This is a genomic window from Mesorhizobium sp. BR1-1-6, assembly GCF_020165355.1.
GTDB lineage: Bacteria > Pseudomonadota > Alphaproteobacteria > Rhizobiales > Rhizobiaceae > Mesorhizobium.
Genome location: NZ_JAIUHZ010000017.1, coordinates 100,527 through 115,682 on the forward strand (window position 1 = coordinate 100,527; position 15,156 = coordinate 115,682).

Sequence of the window (15,156 nt, forward strand, 5' to 3'; positions counted from 1 at the left end):
CACGGACGTCGCCGACATAGATTTGACTTTGAGTGGCATTCCGTTTCGCGCGCGGTCAGATTCTTCTCCCGCGCTCGACGTCACGTTCCCCCTGCCACCGGCTCCAGTTGCCAGCTTTTTCGTTTTGCAGACGTTGGGGCGTCGGCGATCACAAGGCCAATTCGGTTTTCGCAATCAAGCATGCAAAATTTGCATAACATAGCAATTATAATGAAATATGTTCCCCATTGCGGTTCGATCAATGCTCGAACGCAGTGGAGGAGAGGCCGCGTGGAAATCAAATGGCTCGAAGATTTCGTGACACTTGCAGAAACATCGAGCTTTTCGCGGGCAGCCGAAATCCGCAATGTCACCCAGTCGGCCTTCAGTCGGCGCATCAAGCAGCTTGAGACGTGGCTCGGAGCACCGCTCATCAGTCGTGCCACCATGCCGGCCGAACTGACATCGGCCGGACGCAATTTTCTTCCGATGGCGCAAGACGCCATCAGGATGTTCTATTCGGTGCGCGAGTCTCTGCGCCCGCCTGCGGAACAGGGGCTTGTACGCTTTGCGGCCCTTCACACATTGACCATCACGTTCTTTCCGGTTTGGCTGCGGGAGGTGCAGCGGAACACTCGCACCTTCGGCACATCCTTCATGGCTGACAGGGGTGGCATCGAGGCGAACCTGGCTGCACTGACCGATGGCGAAACCGACTTCTTCCTGACCTATGCGCACCGTGAAGTGCCGTTTCACCTGGATCGCGACAAGTTTTCTCATCTGGCTATCGGATCGGATCGGCTCATCCCGGTCGCGGCGCCGGAACTGCGCTTCGACAAGTCGACCGTGCCCGCGGCGGGCATTCTGGACAGTCCGGAAACGGCAAAGCGAGCTTTGCCCTATCTGGGCTATGGTTACAGCTCTTTCTTTGGTGTCGCCCTCGGAAAACTGTTCTCGAAGCACTCGCCGTTCCGGCGTCAGACAGTGCATGAAAGCACAATAAGCGCCGGACTCAAGGAACTTGCGCTGACCGGCGCGGGCATCTGCTGGCTGCCAGAAAGCCTCGTCGAGAACGACATCTCCAATGGAGCCCTTGTCATCTGTTCGAATGACAGCACATGGACGCTCGATCTCGAGATACGATTGTATCGCAGCTCGGAGAAGACGCGAAGCACCATGGTAGAGGCTCTTTGGCAATCATCCAAGGCGCTGGCGCAAACGTTGAAGCCCGCCGCGCCAGCCGCGGGCACGGCGACCTTCAGCTCTTCATGAAGCGGAAGGCGCGCAGCACCTCGAAATAGTCGTTCGATGCAAAGGCGACGGCACGTGGCCCGTGCCGGCGCACTCCGGGATACCAGGAGGCGCGATAGGCATCGACGGGGTTGCTGAATTCGATGATGATCTCGACCCTTTCCGGCATTGACGGCAAAGCTTGCCGCGCCCTGTCGCGCAACGCCCTTTCAACGCCCTCGCATATTGCGCCGCGCGCCGCCGCAGGCGCCAGGGAGATGGTGGCCGCGCCGATGCCTTTGAGGGTTTCGACAGTGGCTATCCCCGGGACGAGGGCTCTGGCGTCGGCGCAAATGCCTTCGTCGCCGGAAAGAAATACCGAGCGCACGCCATAGCGCGCGGCGCACAACGCATTCAATGTGAATTCGGACGCTGTTTCGCCATTCAGGATCAGCCGCGATATTCGCAATGTCGATGTGTGTGCAAGCGGGTTGTCCTCGACGCCGGCCTTGGAATGGTAGCCGGTATAAAGCGCGGCATCGAAGCTTTCATCGATCCCGAACATCATTGCGTCCGGATGTCCCGACCAGCCCCTCACGATGCGCGCGAAAGGCGGCATGCGTTCGAGAATAAGGTTGCGCCCGCTGTCATGCGCATCCTTGATCATGATTTCGGTGGCGCCAGCGGCTCGCGCTCCTTCGCAGGCGGCCAGGACCTCCCCGGTCATCAGTTCGCGGAATTCCCTGTGGTCGGCATGCGTTCTTTCCGCCTCGTCCCAGGATTGAATGCCCGCGGTGCCTTCGATATCGGCCGAAATGAAAATCTTCATGCTCAAAGGGGCTCCTTCAGCCAGTCGGTCAACGCCGGAATCCTGCGTCTATTTCGTCCAACCACGCCTTGCGCGGCGCACAGGGCGTTCAGAACGGCCTCGACCGTGGTTTCCACAACCGCTTCGAAAACGAGGTCGATGTATCTGTCATCGACACGCGAAATCGAAATGAACGGTGAAGGCGAGACGTGCGGCAGAGGATCGGCGGTCGTGAAGGCGATGGCGATATCGCCACTGCCGTGTCCCCAATACGAACCGAGGCGGGCAATGCCGGCGCCGGCCCGGCTGGCGGCACGGTTCAATTGCCGGTCGTCAAGAGGAATATCCGTGCCGAGAATGATGATGATCGACCCGCTTTCAGGCTCGCCGAGCCCTTTGGGATCGGCTCTGCGGCCATCCGGGAGGACAAGATCCCCTGCCCTGCCGAAGTTGGACAACACCAGAGCGCCAAGCGTGAAGGCGCGAGACCCGATCTCGACAGACCTGGACGCGCTGCCGATACCCGCCTTGAAGCCAAACGACGTCATTCCGGTGCCGGCGCCGATGCTGCCCTGTTCGACCGGACCGGCGCTCGCGGCATCCAGCGCCGCTTCGGCGTCATGCCGGGTGACCGCCATTGCCTGAATATCATTGATGCCGCCGTCGTTGCATTCGCAAACGACGGGGTTGACCGTGCTGGTCTTGCGCCCGATCTCCGGGTTGGCGGCAATGGCACGCTTGATCAGCGCCTCCGCACATGGTGCGACCGAGAACGTGTTGGTCAGAAGGATCGGCGTTTCGATCGTGCACAGTTCGGACAATTGCATGAGCCCGACGGACTTGCCGAAACCGTTGATGATATCGACCGCCGCCCTGACCTTGGATCTGAACAGGTCGCCGCCATGGGGCAAGACGGCGGTGACGCCTGTCGCAAGTCCGTCGGCGATGATCGTCTTATGGCCGACCAGGACACCCGGCACGTCCGTGATCGCATTGTTCGGGCCGGGCGGCAGCCGCCCCATGCAAAGGCCTAAACGCCGTGCCGCGCCCATTTTCACATCCCACTCATCAAGCAAGGGCCGCTCTTCCGGCCGCATGCCCGTTCATCTCTGCAAAAGCTGTCTGGACGTAAATTTCCTGCAGGCGGCGTGTCAATGGACCAGGTTGGCCGTTTCCGATCCTGTGGCCGGCAATACGGATGACGGGGGTGACCAGGCTGGAGGCGGAGGTCAGGAACGCTTCCGCCGCCGAAAACGCCTCCTCTGGCGAGAACGCACGCTCTTCAAACAAAATGCCCTGGTCTTCACATAGACGCGCCACTGCTCGCCGCGTACAGCCGGGCAGGATGGCTTGAGAATTGGCGCGAGTGATGACACGGCCGTCGTGCGTAACGATGAAAGCCGTCGCCGATGCGCCCTCGGTCACCTGTCCACCCTCGACAAACCAGACATCATCGAAGCCTTTCTCGCTTGCAGCATGCTTTGCCAGAACCTGCCCCAGCAGCATGACGGTCTTTATGTCGCGCCGTGCCCAGCGCGGATCAGGCGCCAGGTCGACGGCGACGCCTTCGGCCTGAGCCTTGGTTCCTACGAGTTTGCGGGCGCTTGTGAAGGCGACCATGGTCGGCTCAAGATCATCGGGAAACAGGAAATTGCGCTTGGCTTCGCCGCGCGAAATCTGGAGATAGACCGTTCCTTCATCCAATTCGTTGAGCGAGATCAGTTCCAATTGAATGGCTTCCATCTCAGGCAGCGTCACGGGCATGGGAATACATATCTCGGCAAGCGACCGCTGGAGACGATTGAGATGGAAATCATTGTCTATCAGCCTGCCGCCGATCACGGCGGTCACCTCGTAGACCGCGTCTGCAAAGAGGAATCCCCGATCGAAGAGACCGATGCGCGCCTCGTCTTCGGGCATGTAACGCCGATTGCAATAGACTTGCGCCACTTTGGCCATCCTCGATCCCAGCATCAACTGACTGCTCGATAAATGCCAAGGCAGGTCGGCAAAGACCAATTCAAAAAATGCAATTCGGTATGCCGATCACGTCAAAGCGCAACGGGCACTCCCTGCGACGGCCGCATGGTTCACGCCACGAGCGAGCGCAGGTCGCTGAAATGGTTTCCTTTAATCCGCGGAGCCGGACGGAGGCTTGGATGACGCATCGTTGACCTCCCGATATTGACAGATCGCGGCCATCGATTTAAGTTCGCGTTAGTGGTGACTAACGCGAACTACTGGACAGCGCTCGGAGATCCGACAAGGCGCACGATCTTCGAACTGCTGGTCGAACAGCCCTGCTCGGTCAGCGGACTTGCTCGTGCCCTGCCTGTAACCCGGCCGGCTGTCTCTCAGCACTTGAAGATACTCAAGGCTGCCGGGCTTGTGGCCGACACGCGCTCGGGCAAGGAACGCATATACCGTATCGATCAGGATGGGCTGGCAGGCCTGCGCGCGGAAATCGACCAGTTCTGGAGCAAGGCCCTGGCGGGCTACAAATTAGCCGTCGAGTATCCAAAAAAGGATCAAGCATGAGTAAGGATCCCGCACTCGCGCCGGTAAGGCATTTCGTCGTCGTCGAGGCATCCATTGCGCGTGCCTTCAAGGTTTTCACCGAGGATTTCGGGAGATTCAAACCTCGAGAGCACAATCTTCTTGCCGTTCCGATCGCAGAAACGATCTTCGAACCCCGGGTCGGAGGGCACGTTTACGACCGAGGTGTGGATGGCAGCGAGTGCCGCTGGGCTCGTGTGTTGGCCTACGATCCGCCCAGCCGGCTGGTTCTGAGCTGGGACATCAGCCCTCGGTGGCAGATCGAGACCGACCCGAACAAGACGAGCGAATGGGAGGTCCGATTCACGGCCGAGACCGAGAACAGAACCCGGGTTGAGATCGAGCACCGGCATTTCGAGCGCCATGGGCAAGGCTGGGAGGGCGTGAGGGGTGCAGTTGATAGCGATCAGGGCTGGCCGCTCTACCTGCAACGGTTCCACGGCCTGTTCAACCATCGGGCAGCCTGACAACCGCGTTGCAGTTCATGGGTTATGACTCGCAAGCACCGTATCGCCCACTGAGATTCCAGGAGCAGAGACAACATGGAAGTCTATTGGTTAAGCATCCTCGGCGTGCTTACGCTTTGTTTACTGTCGGTGGTGTTGGCGGTCTATTCCGGTTCGTCCAAGGGATTTGCAGGGGTACTTTCAGGACCGGTAGTCCCGGCGGACGACCACAACAGGCTCTACAGGATCGACCGCGTCCACATGAACTCGGTTGAGGCGCTGGCGCCCTTTGTCGTGCCCGCGGTGCTGGCGATGATGGTTGGTGTTGGACCGACCACTTTGGCAGCGCTTGTGGGGCTGCACCTGGCGATACGCCTGATTCATCTGGGAATCTACCTACGTGGCGGAAACGCCGCAAAGGGAGGCAGTGTCAGGACGGTTCTGTACGTTTCGGGAGCGCTGGTTACGCTTGCCCTTATCCTTGTGACTGGATGGGCAGCATTCCATTGACGCGTTGTCGGCACTTATCGGAGGCTACATCCGTTTTATAGTCCGCGTCCGGCATCCCCGTTCGGCAACAGCGCCACCGTCTCGGCCCGGGCAAGCGTGTCCAACTGTTGGGAACCACTGCGCGATTTTTCAAAAAGTGCCCTCACCGCTCCAACCAAGGCATTTTTCGTTGCAGCCGATCGGCATTCTCCCACCCCCATCGGCCCCGTTGTTATGTGTTATTTTTGCTACATGTCGCTGCTCATGACTGGGAAAACCCATTTAGAGTCGCCTAAATTAATATTCGCTCACGTATTTTCTGAATATATCGGGTAATTCGGCAATGGTGGGCCTGGGGTTGGCCCGCTTAAGCGCCTTGAGGAAGGCGTTGGGGAAACGGGTGGGCTAAATGAACAGAACTGGCATGTCGGCCATAGGCAAGCGCCTTGGTCTTTTGATGGCGGCTACGATGCTGACTTGCGGGGGGGCGAACGCCCTCACGCTCAAGGAGGCGGTGGCGGTAGCGGTCGAATCCAATCCGGAGATCGGCCAGGCCATAGAAAATCGCGAAGCGATCGAGTTCGAATTGCGTCAGGCAAAGGGCCTCTATTTGCCCAGCGTCGACCTGCAGGCGTCGGCTGGCGCTCGTCGTCTCGACAATTCATCACGGCGCGCACTCTCGATAGAGGACGACGCGCTTTACCCGGCAGAAACAGACCTGACCGTTTCGCAGACGCTCTATGACAGCGGCGCAAGGCGCGCAGAATTGAACCGCCAGGCCTCCCGCGTCGATGGCGCGTCGTTTCGGGTGCTGGAACGGTCGGAATTCATCGGTCTCTCTGTTGTCCAGGACTACCTCGAATACATGCTCCAGGCTTCGATTGTTGCCGAGGCAAAGAAAAACCTGGGCTTCCATCAAGCAATCCTCCACGACATCCAGGAAGGCATTGCCGGCGGCGGGTTGAACGAAGCCGACCGGCAACAGGCCGAGGAGCGGCTGTTCGCGGCCAAGGCCCGCATGCAGGAAGCGTCGGAGGAACTGGAGGCCGCGCGGATACGGTTTTTCAAGACCGTCGGCAAGCCGCTGACCAATGCAGCGAGGCCGGCCGACGTGTCCGGCACGCTGCCAAGGTCGCTGGACGATGCGCTGGGCCTTGCGCGCGAGAGCAACCCGCGCGTCCACATGGCCAACAGCGATATTGCCGCGGCGGCCTCGCTGGTGGACGCGGCGCGCGCGAAATACGGCCCTTCGATCATTGCCGAAGGCTCTGCCCGGGCGGGCTACGACATTGACGGCGACAATGGAGACGCATCCGATCTGCAGGCACGTCTGGTGTTGCGCTGGAATCTCTATCGGGGCGGCATCGACAAGGCCAATGAGCAGGAGCAGATCCGCCGCACCAGCGAGCAGCGGCTCGCGATGCACCAGGTTCTCCGAGAGATCGAGGAAGCCGTTCGCACGTCATGGGATCGTCGCTTCCGGCAGGCCGATCTGGCCAAGACCCTGAAGCTACAAGCAGTCTCCAACGAAAAGCTGGTCGCGTCCTATCGCGAACAGTTTAAGGTCGGTCAGCGCTCGTTGCTCGACGTGCTCGATGCGCAGAACACGCGATTCAACACCGCGACACTGGCCGACACCGCGTCCTACGCATCCCTTTTCGCGCAATATCGGCTTCTGGCGGCGACCGGGCAGTTGCTGAAAACGATGGACGTCCACCCGCCAAAACAGGCTACGGCATACGCGCGGACCGAGTTCGCCGCGCCGGAAACGGCCGACACCGAAACCTATGCGCGCACGCCCTCGGAACAGAAAAACGACGTGCCGTTCGATATTCTGGCACCGGTCAGGAAAAAATAGGCGGGCCTAAGGATCGATCGAGAGTCCCCGCGGGCGGATCGTGAACCAGCAACCCAACATTCTGTCACCGAAAGAGGCTTTCAAGGCCTGCTTTTCGGCCGTCGCCGCATATCTCGGCCGCCCCAGCGCCGAAACCGTGCTCTTTGCCGGCGTGCCGCTGGCGGAAACGCGCATCGACATCGACGCGATCCGGCATCTTGCCGAGCGCGTCGGCCTTGAAATAACCGAGTTCAGCCATCGCGACTTTGTTCGGGGGCGCATCGACCTCCCCGCGATCGTCTTTCGCGTCAGCCAGCTGCCGGTCGCGCTGCTGGCCGATGGTGAAGCCGGCGAATATTTCACCGCTCCCCAGGAGGACGGGCGCACCACGATCAGCCGGTCGGAACTGGCCAACAGCTATATCAGCGGCGGTGCGTCCTTCTCGATCACCTACGCCAACGCGACGGAGGCCATGAGCGTCGGCTCGGCGCCGAAAATCGAGCGGCGACATTGGCTGACGGGAACGATGGGGCCGTTCTGGGGCACCTATTCGAAGGTTGTCCTGTCGGCGGTGTTCATCAATCTGCTCGCCATCGCCTCGCCGATCTTCACCATGAACGTGTACGACAGGATCCTGCCGAACAAAGCGATATCGACGCTCTGGGTGCTGGCCATCGGCATCGGCGCGGTCATCCTGTTCGATCTGCTGCTAAAGACCTCCCGGGCATCGCTCATCGACTATGCCGGGCGCAAGGCGGATCTGCGCATTTCATACATGCTGTTCGAGAAGGTGCTGAACTCGTCTCTGGCGGCACGGCCGGGCTCGACGGGCGAATACGCAAATCGCGTGACCCAATATGAATTCGTGCGCGAATTCTTCACGTCCAACACCATCAGCGTGTTCATCGACACGGCTTTCGTGTTTGTTTTTCTCCTCGTCATCTATGCGATAGGCGGCTGGCTGGTCATGATACCCGCGCTGGCCTTCGTCGCGTCGGTGATCGTCGGACTGGTCACGCAGCGGCGCATCGGCAGGCGTGTGGCGGCCTCCATGAACGAGGCCTCGCAGCGCCAGGCGCTGCTGGTCGAATCCATTTCCACGCTGGAGACGATCAAGTCGCTGCGCGCCGAAGCCTACCTGTTGCGAAAATGGGGAGAGCATTCCAAAAACGCCTCCAACACCTCCGAGAAGATCAAGCAGCTTTCGGCCGCCGCCGGCAACATAACGCAGGCCATCCAGCAGCTGGTCACCGTCGCGCTGGTGGTGGCCGGCGCCTACGCCTTCTCCGAAGGACATGTCTCCACCGGAGCCATCATCGGCACCGTCATGCTGGCCAGCCGGGCTGTGGCCCCGCTCGGGCAGATCGCCATCACCTTGTCCAGATTGCGCCAGGCCATGCTCTCTTTGCGGATGGTGAATTCGATCATGGCTCAGCCGGAGGATCGTCCGGACACTGTGGGCTTCGTCAACCGGCCCGTCCGCAACGGCGCCATGGTGTTCCGGAACGTCGGCTTTACCTATCCCGGCTCCGAGAACGAAGTCCTGACCGGCCTGAATTTCTCCGTGAAGCCGGGGGAGCGGATCGGCATCATCGGCCGCATAGGATCGGGAAAGACGACGATGGGGCGGCTGATCGGCAGGCTTTTCTTGCCGAGTTCCGGCGAACTGCTGCTGGACGGCATCGACATCCGCCAATACCACCCCTCCGAGGTTCGCGCCGCCGTCGGCATCGTCGCGCAGGCGAACGATCTGTTTTCAGGCACCATCAAGGAAAATCTTTTGATGGCCTGTCCGGAGGCGACCGATGAGCAGATCGTCGAAGCGGCCAAGGCCGCCGGCGTCGACGATTTCGTCTCCCGCCACCCGCGTGGCTATGACATGAATGTCGGCGAGCGCGGCACCAATCTCTCGGGCGGCCAGAGACAGACGATGGCGATCGCCCGGCTGTTGCTGACGAAACCGAAAGTCGTCTTCCTGGACGAGCCGTCCGGCTCGATGGATCTGGCTTCCGAGCGGCAATTGATCAAGCAGCTCAAAGTGGCTTTCGATCGAAACACCACGCTGATCGTCTCGACGCACCGCTTCAGCATGCTCGAACTTGCCGACCGGCTTATCGTCATCGAGCAAGGCAGGATCGTTGCCGATGGACCAAAGGACCAAGTGATACAGGCGCTGCAGAAAAAAAGCACCTGAAGAACGAAAAACATCAAAGTATTCAGTGCGTTGGGGCCGTGGGAAATGCTTGCAAGGGAAGACCGGCCGCCGCTCTTTGCGTCGGCGTCCATATTTATCATAGGTGCACTCTTCGTGTCTTCCGTTGCTTGGGCGTCCTTTGCCGAGGTGGATGAAATCGCACGCGGCGACGGCAAGGTCATACCTGCTTCCAAAACGCAGATCATCCAGGCCAGCGAGCCGGGCGTCGTCCAGGAAATTGCCGTCAAGATCGGGCAGGTCGTGAAGAAGAACGACCTCATCATCCGCCTCGACAATACGTTCAACACCTCCAGCCTTGGCGAGCAACAGGCCAAGGCACGGGCATTACAGACCCGCATTGCACGGCTGAAGTTCGAGCAGAGCGGCGATCTGCAAGGCGAATTTCCATGTCCCGCCGAAATCCAGAAAGTCGCCCCGGAAATCTGCGACAACGAGCAGAAGCTGCTCGTCGCCCGCCGCGACAACTTCGAAGTCAAGCTGTCGGTTCTCAAGTCGCGCCTCGATCAGCGCGAGAAGGAATTGGACGAGGCGACGGCCAATTCCGATCGCCTCACGAAGAATCTGGTCGTCAGCGACCAGGAGGCAAAGCTGGTCGAAGCCATGGTCAAGAAAGGCCTGATGGCGCGAACCGAGCAACTCCGGGTTGAACGCGAGCAGACAGAGCTCAACGGGCAGCTGACGCTTGCTGGAGAAACCACCAAGAAAGCCAAATCGGCCATCACCGAGGCCCAGCTTCAGGTCGATGAGCTCGGTCTGCAGCTGCAACAGGAAGCGCTGAGCGACCTGACGCAGGCGCTGGCCGATCTCTCGGTGGTCGATGAAACCATACGCGGCGCGACCGACAAGGTGGCCCGCACCGACATCCGTTCTCCAGTCGACGGTATCGTCAACACGCTTGACATCAATACGGTTGGCGCCTTCGTGCAGCCCGGCGCGGTCGTGGCCGGCATCGTTCCGACTTCGGAGACCTTGCTGGTCGAAGCGCGGGTTTCGCCCCGCGACGTTGCCTTCATCCGGCCGGATCAGGAGGCGCTGATCAAGGTCACCGCCTATGATTTCTCGATCTTCGGCGGCATCGAAGGCAAGGTCTCGAACATCACCGCCGACAGTCTCGTCGACCAGAAGACAGGCGAGCCCTATTATCAGGTGCGCGTCGCGACCGACAGGTCGACGCTGACGCGGGATGGCAAGACCTATTCCATCATCCCGGGCATGATCTGCTCCGTCGACATCAAGACCGGCCGCAAGACGATCCTGACCTACCTGCTGAAACCCATCAACAAGGCACGAGAGGAGGCGATGAGTGAACGATAGCGCCACGCCTCCCGCTGTTCTCGAGCGGTTGCTCGTGCCGATGGCCGCGGAAGACCTCGGCATGGAGTTCCGGGTTGTCGCGCGCCGCGGCATCCGCCGCGGCATCCGCCTGGAGCGGACGTTCTGGACGTCGCTCAGGCAGATGGCGGAAAACCGGAAATGCACGATCGGCATGCTTGTCGATGAGATCGCCGAGAGCCAGCCTCCGGCCGGCAATCTGACATCGGCGATCAGGGTTGCTTGCATTCGTGATCTGGCGGAAGAAAACCTGACGTTGAAGAGGCTTGCATCGATCAGGACGATCACCGCGATACTGGTCGCCTGCCCCTCGCCCGCCTTCGCCCTTTCATCATCGAAAAAGATCCTGACCTTCAACGCTCCGTTCCAACAATTGGTAAAGCGCCAATTGCCGACGGCGCCGAGCGATGACGGCCGTCAGGATCTCAGGCTGGCGCTCGATCTCAACGTGGCGGACATCTTCGCGCGGCTGGATGCCAATGGCGAGATTCCGGTCGCCAGCGGGTTCGTCATCGGCGCCGGCGAACGCCGATATCGTGGCCAATTGAATGCCGTGCGAGCACCGCTGGTCGGGCAGGACCTGCTGATGGCATTCGTCAGCGGCTAGCAGCAGTTCCAGGAAAAGTGCGAAACGCTTCCCGGGAAAAGCGTGTAGCGCTTTCCCTTGGGAATTGCGCAAAACAAAGAGATAGAGCGGTTCGGCGTTTTCCATAAAAGCCGGCGAACCGCGGTTGCTCACCGACGGGCAAGCGCTCCAGAAGCCGTGTCGGGCTGCAATCCCTCGCCGGGCGCGACGCCTGCAAAACCGCCCTTGATCTCCGCGACCTGCGCGCTGCCCGATCTCGAACCATGGATCCAGGCTCGGTCCGTGCTGAAGGAATAAAGCGGCACATAATCGGGGAGATCGCTGTCGCGCAGCACGGTGTTGTTGAGGCTGTCGAGAATGAACACGCCACTTGCCGTGCTTACCGACAGGACCGCATGGAAGAATCCCCGCCTGCGATCCTGGAGAACAACCAACGCCATGCTTTGCGCGGGGATGCCGGCCCTCAGCAGCGCCGTCATCTTCAGTATGACGAAATCCTCGCAGTCGCCGGCGCGCTTATCGAGCACCTCGGTGGGCTTTGCCCAGTAATCGAGCTTGCCATAGATGACGCTGTCCTTCCGGTAGGCGATCAGGTGATTGATGCCGCTGTTGACGAATGACAGTTTCTCGCTGAACCCTTTGCCCTGTGCCGACGAGATCAGCCTGGCAAAAGCCGCGCTCTTCTGCTCGCAGGCACTGCCCGCCGAGCAGCCGACAATTGCCTGGTAGACCGGTGCCCACCGCGCGGCGACGGGAAAGTTATGCATGGACAACGCGACCGAGCCGAACACGCCGGGGATAATCGTTGCCGTCTTGATGGGATCAATTCCGACATTCGCAGGCGCCGGCGCAACGCCCGCTTGGGCATCGTCGATCGTGTAACTCATGGAAACCAGGTCGGGCTGGTATCCTACCGCCGGTCGCCAAGGCTGGAATCTTTCCAGGGAAACGCCGCCCAGGCTGGGCGGCATCCGCACGTCTTCAACAAGCCCGCCGACCGAAGCGGTGCCCTCTAAATGGACGCTCGCGAGCGATGGCTGCGGCAGGCCTGCGAGGCTGATCGTCAGCAAGAGTAGCTTGAGGCCGGCTGTTCCCGGCGCGGTTTTTTCTTTTTTCATAACGCCCACCTTTTGACTGTGGACGGTACCGATCTTGTCTCAAATTATTGGCAATGAAGGTAGATAATGGCGACGAAACTTGTTTCCGCTATTTTTCGTAAAATTTTATTTGAATTTATACTTCTATTTACCATACAACAGGGGGCGAGGCCTCATCCGCACCGGCACATATCGACTTATATAACAGAATATATGCTCCCAGTTTACCACGCGTAAAAAATGCCATTGTAGGCATATAATGGTATATAAAGTAGATTGACGGACGGTTGCAAAGTAATGGTTGCCGCTGTCTCTTTCGGGGAAATGCCGGAGGGGTACAAGCAATGACCATCAATAACGAATTGGACGCCGTTTCGGGTTCGTGGGACGAGCATTCCATGGCCAGTGAACGTCACGACCAGACCTCGCCGGCAGAGTTCCAGGTCGCACAGGCGGCTTCGACGCAACAGGCCGCGCCGGCAGCGGCCGAACCAGTGCCGGTCGATGTGGGCAGTGGCGCGCCGGCGGAAGCACCCGCGGAGGCGAAGGCCCAGGCGGCAGCCGCGCCGCACGAATACGTCGCCGACGCCGGCAACGTCGTGAAGCTTCCGGCGAACGTCTCGATCGACAACATCAAGGTCGACGGCCACAATCTCGTGCTCGAACAGGCCGACGGCTCGGTTATCGTGATCAAGGACGGCGCGCTCAACGTGCCGACCTTCGTCCTTGGCGATGTCGAGGTGCCGCGCGTCGCCTTGATCGCCGCGCTCGAGGCGAGCCATGTGGATGTCGCCTTCGGCGCCGATGGTTCGATGTCGGCTGGCCCTGGAGGTTCGACCTCGAGCGCCGGTGGAAATTTTGAAATTCCTCCTGGCGGCATCGGCGATGGATTTGATCTTTCGGCGCTCTTGCCGCCGACCGATCTGCAGTTCGGGCAGGCCGAGAGGCGGGAACTGTTCCTTCCCAATGCGAACCCGGAATTTGGCGATCTCACCGTCCGCGTGTCGGAAGAAGGGCTTTCCGGCGCAAACCCGGACGGCGATCCCGGCTCACCCTTCGACGAATCGAATCTTTCGGTGATCAACGGCAGCTTCGGCGCTACGGATCCCAATGGCGATCCGCTGACCTACGGCCTCGGAGTGCCTGCCACGACGCTTACCTCGCACGGCACCGACGTCGTGTGGGAACTGGTCGATTCGACGCATCTCGTCGGCAGGGTCGGATCGGACGTTGTGATCAGCGTCACCATCACGGATGCGAGCACGGGAACCTTCCAGATCGCCCTGCTCGGTCCCCTCGACCACCCGCTGGCCGGCTTCGAGGATGACCTCTCCATCGTCGTCCCGGTTACCGTGCAGGACCCGTTCGGCGGCTCGGCAACGGCCAACATGACCGTGATCGTCGAGGACGACAGCCCTGCCCTGACGGTGGGCAACACGGCAGCCAGTTCCGCGGTGCTCGATGAAAGCAACGCTGGTTCGCCGGCTGGCTTTCCGATCGATGTGACGAGCGCCAACCCGATTATTTCCGTTGCATCCAATTTCGGTGCCGACGGCGCCGCCGCCGGCGGCGGCATCGCCTATGCGCTGGGCCTGACCGGCAATGTCGCATCGCTCGATTCGGGCCTGAAGACGGCCATTGGCGATTTTGCGATCACGCTGCAGCAGACCAATGCGACGACGGTCACCGGCACTTATCAGAACGGCGGCACCCACACCGCCTTTACCATCGTCATCAACGGCAATGGCACGCTTAAGGTCACCCAATACGCTCCGCTGGAGCACACTGTCGATGGATCGAGCGCTGCTGCCCATGACGACGTGCTGACTCTCTCGGGCAAGATCACAGCCTCGGTGACCGTCACCGACTTCGATGGCGACAGCGCATTCGGCGGTGCCCAGATCGGCGGCGCGATCCAGTTCCACGACGATGGACCTTTGGTGACAGTCGTCGCCGACGCCGGCGCCGTGGTCTCACTCGACGAAACGCAGGCCTTGAGCATGGCGGCTGCGATCAACACGGGAACCATCGTCAAGGGCGATGATCCCGATATCGGCGGTACCGGGGCGATCACCTCCGGCACCAGCAACGGCGCCCTGGTCAATGTGACGGCGCTGTTCGGCGGCGACGGCCCGGCGGCAAGCACCGCCACCGTCTATCAGCTGAGCGTCACGAACGCCGTTTCCGGCCTGACCGTCACCGACGGCTCAACGATCACCTTGCAGACGCTTGCGAACGGAGTGGTTGTCGGAGTCGTGCAGGGCGGCGCGTTCAAGGGCGAGGCCGCGTTCGCGCTGTCGATCGATCCGGCCACCGGCAAGGTGACCGTCGAGCAATATCTGTCGCTCCACCATTCCGACACCGGTAATCCCGACGACACGGTTGCACTCACCGCCGGCTCGCTGGCCGTGAAGGTCACGATCACGGATAGCGATGGCGACTCCGCCAGCGCCAGCGCCGACGTCTCGGGCCAGATCAGTTTCGACGACGACGGGCCGAAGGTGACGGCTGTCGCCGCCACCGGCGTTACGGTAGCGCTTGACGAGACGGCGACCACGAGCACCCCGGCTGGGATCGACAC

General features: G+C 60.6%; 13 protein-coding genes. 9 read left to right on the plus strand and 4 right to left on the minus strand.

The genetic code is table 11. The features are described from left to right. Positions 1-270: 270 nt before the first annotated feature. Positions 271-1,251: a LysR family transcriptional regulator gene (locus LB545_RS24590; protein WP_140497338.1), complete on the plus strand. Its 981-nt coding sequence runs from the start codon at positions 271-273 to the stop codon at positions 1,249-1,251. On the opposite strand, the gene LB545_RS24595 is transcribed toward LB545_RS24590, so the two are convergent. The 3 genes from LB545_RS24595 to LB545_RS24605 are packed head-to-tail and all read right to left on the minus strand — an operon-like array spanning position 1,238 to position 3,976. Continuing rightward, positions 1,238-2,038 (minus strand): M55 family metallopeptidase, encoded by an 801-nt coding sequence (locus tag LB545_RS24595; protein WP_140525154.1) that lies wholly within the window; start codon positions 2,036-2,038, stop codon positions 1,238-1,240. The two genes, LB545_RS24590 and LB545_RS24595, sit on opposite strands and share 14 nt — an antisense overlap. Before the next feature lie 2 nt (positions 2,039-2,040). After that, complete coding sequence (locus tag LB545_RS24600; RefSeq protein WP_140515179.1) at positions 2,041-3,069, minus strand: P1 family peptidase; 1,029 nt, start codon at positions 3,067-3,069, stop codon at positions 2,041-2,043. A 16-nt stretch (positions 3,070-3,085) separates the two neighbouring features. Beyond that, positions 3,086-3,976 (minus strand): D-amino-acid transaminase, encoded by an 891-nt coding sequence (locus LB545_RS24605; RefSeq protein WP_140623823.1) that lies wholly within the window; start codon positions 3,974-3,976, stop codon positions 3,086-3,088. 225 nt (positions 3,977-4,201) lie between these two features. Between LB545_RS24605 and LB545_RS24610 the strand changes: the two genes are divergently transcribed. The 7 genes from LB545_RS24610 to LB545_RS24640 all read left to right on the plus strand — a co-directional run bounded on the left by LB545_RS24610 (position 4,202) and on the right by LB545_RS24640 (position 11,499). After that, positions 4,202-4,555, plus strand: a complete 354-nt coding sequence (locus LB545_RS24610; protein ID WP_140623825.1) for an ArsR/SmtB family transcription factor — start codon at positions 4,202-4,204, stop codon at positions 4,553-4,555. Further along, on the plus strand, positions 4,552-5,040 hold the full coding sequence (locus tag LB545_RS24615; RefSeq protein ID WP_140623827.1) for an SRPBCC family protein: 489 nt from the start codon (positions 4,552-4,554) through the stop codon (positions 5,038-5,040). Before LB545_RS24610 ends, LB545_RS24615 begins: the two co-directional genes overlap by 4 nt. A gap of 75 nt (positions 5,041-5,115) precedes the next feature. Further along, a complete protein-coding gene (locus tag LB545_RS24620) occupies positions 5,116-5,529 on the plus strand; it encodes an MAPEG family protein (RefSeq protein ID WP_140497328.1) in 414 nt (137 codons plus the stop codon). Between the two features lie 388 nt (positions 5,530-5,917). Beyond that, positions 5,918-7,366: a TolC family protein gene (locus LB545_RS24625; RefSeq protein WP_140515176.1), complete on the plus strand. Its 1,449-nt coding sequence runs from the start codon at positions 5,918-5,920 to the stop codon at positions 7,364-7,366. 40 nt (positions 7,367-7,406) lie between these two features. Next, positions 7,407-9,539 carry a type I secretion system permease/ATPase gene (locus LB545_RS24630; RefSeq protein WP_224705986.1) on the plus strand — a complete coding sequence of 711 codons (2,133 nt, stop codon included), beginning with the start codon at positions 7,407-7,409 and terminating at the stop codon, positions 9,537-9,539. 45 nt (positions 9,540-9,584) lie between these two features. Further along, positions 9,585-10,874: an HlyD family type I secretion periplasmic adaptor subunit gene (locus LB545_RS24635; RefSeq protein WP_140497322.1), complete on the plus strand. Its 1,290-nt coding sequence runs from the start codon at positions 9,585-9,587 to the stop codon at positions 10,872-10,874. Next, positions 10,864-11,499 (plus strand): ribbon-helix-helix domain-containing protein, encoded by a 636-nt coding sequence (locus tag LB545_RS24640; RefSeq protein ID WP_140525160.1) that lies wholly within the window; start codon positions 10,864-10,866, stop codon positions 11,497-11,499. The genes LB545_RS24635 and LB545_RS24640 overlap by 11 nt, the downstream gene beginning before the upstream one ends. 128 nt (positions 11,500-11,627) lie before the next feature. Here the strand turns inward: LB545_RS24640 and LB545_RS24645 are convergent, their stop codons facing one another. Next, a complete protein-coding gene (locus LB545_RS24645) occupies positions 11,628-12,596 on the minus strand; it encodes a transglutaminase-like cysteine peptidase (protein ID WP_140515173.1) in 969 nt (322 codons plus the stop codon). Positions 12,597-12,919: 323 nt separating this feature from the next. On the opposite strand from LB545_RS24645, the gene LB545_RS24650 reads away from it, so the two are divergent. Beyond that, positions 12,920-15,156, plus strand: a 2,237-nt coding sequence (locus tag LB545_RS24650) for a DUF5801 repeats-in-toxin domain-containing protein (protein WP_224705987.1), incomplete at its 3' end; no start/stop codon positions are given.

Coding starts and splice junctions, on each gene's coding strand:
- LB545_RS24620 (WP_140497328.1), top strand. CDS start 5,116: ATGGAAGTCTATTGGTTAAGCATCCTCGGCGTGCTTACGCTTTGTTTA.
- LB545_RS24595 (WP_140525154.1), bottom strand. CDS start 2,038: ATGAAGATTTTCATTTCGGCCGATATCGAAGGCACCGCGGGCATTCAA.
- LB545_RS24625 (WP_140515176.1), top strand. CDS start 5,918: ATGAACAGAACTGGCATGTCGGCCATAGGCAAGCGCCTTGGTCTTTTG.
- LB545_RS24605 (WP_140623823.1), bottom strand. CDS start 3,976: ATGGCCAAAGTGGCGCAAGTCTATTGCAATCGGCGTTACATGCCCGAA.
- LB545_RS24615 (WP_140623827.1), top strand. CDS start 4,552: ATGAGTAAGGATCCCGCACTCGCGCCGGTAAGGCATTTCGTCGTCGTC.
- LB545_RS24645 (WP_140515173.1), bottom strand. CDS start 12,596: ATGAAAAAAGAAAAAACCGCGCCGGGAACAGCCGGCCTCAAGCTACTC.
- LB545_RS24635 (WP_140497322.1), top strand. CDS start 9,585: ATGCTTGCAAGGGAAGACCGGCCGCCGCTCTTTGCGTCGGCGTCCATA.
- LB545_RS24600 (WP_140515179.1), bottom strand. CDS start 3,069: ATGGGCGCGGCACGGCGTTTAGGCCTTTGCATGGGGCGGCTGCCGCCC.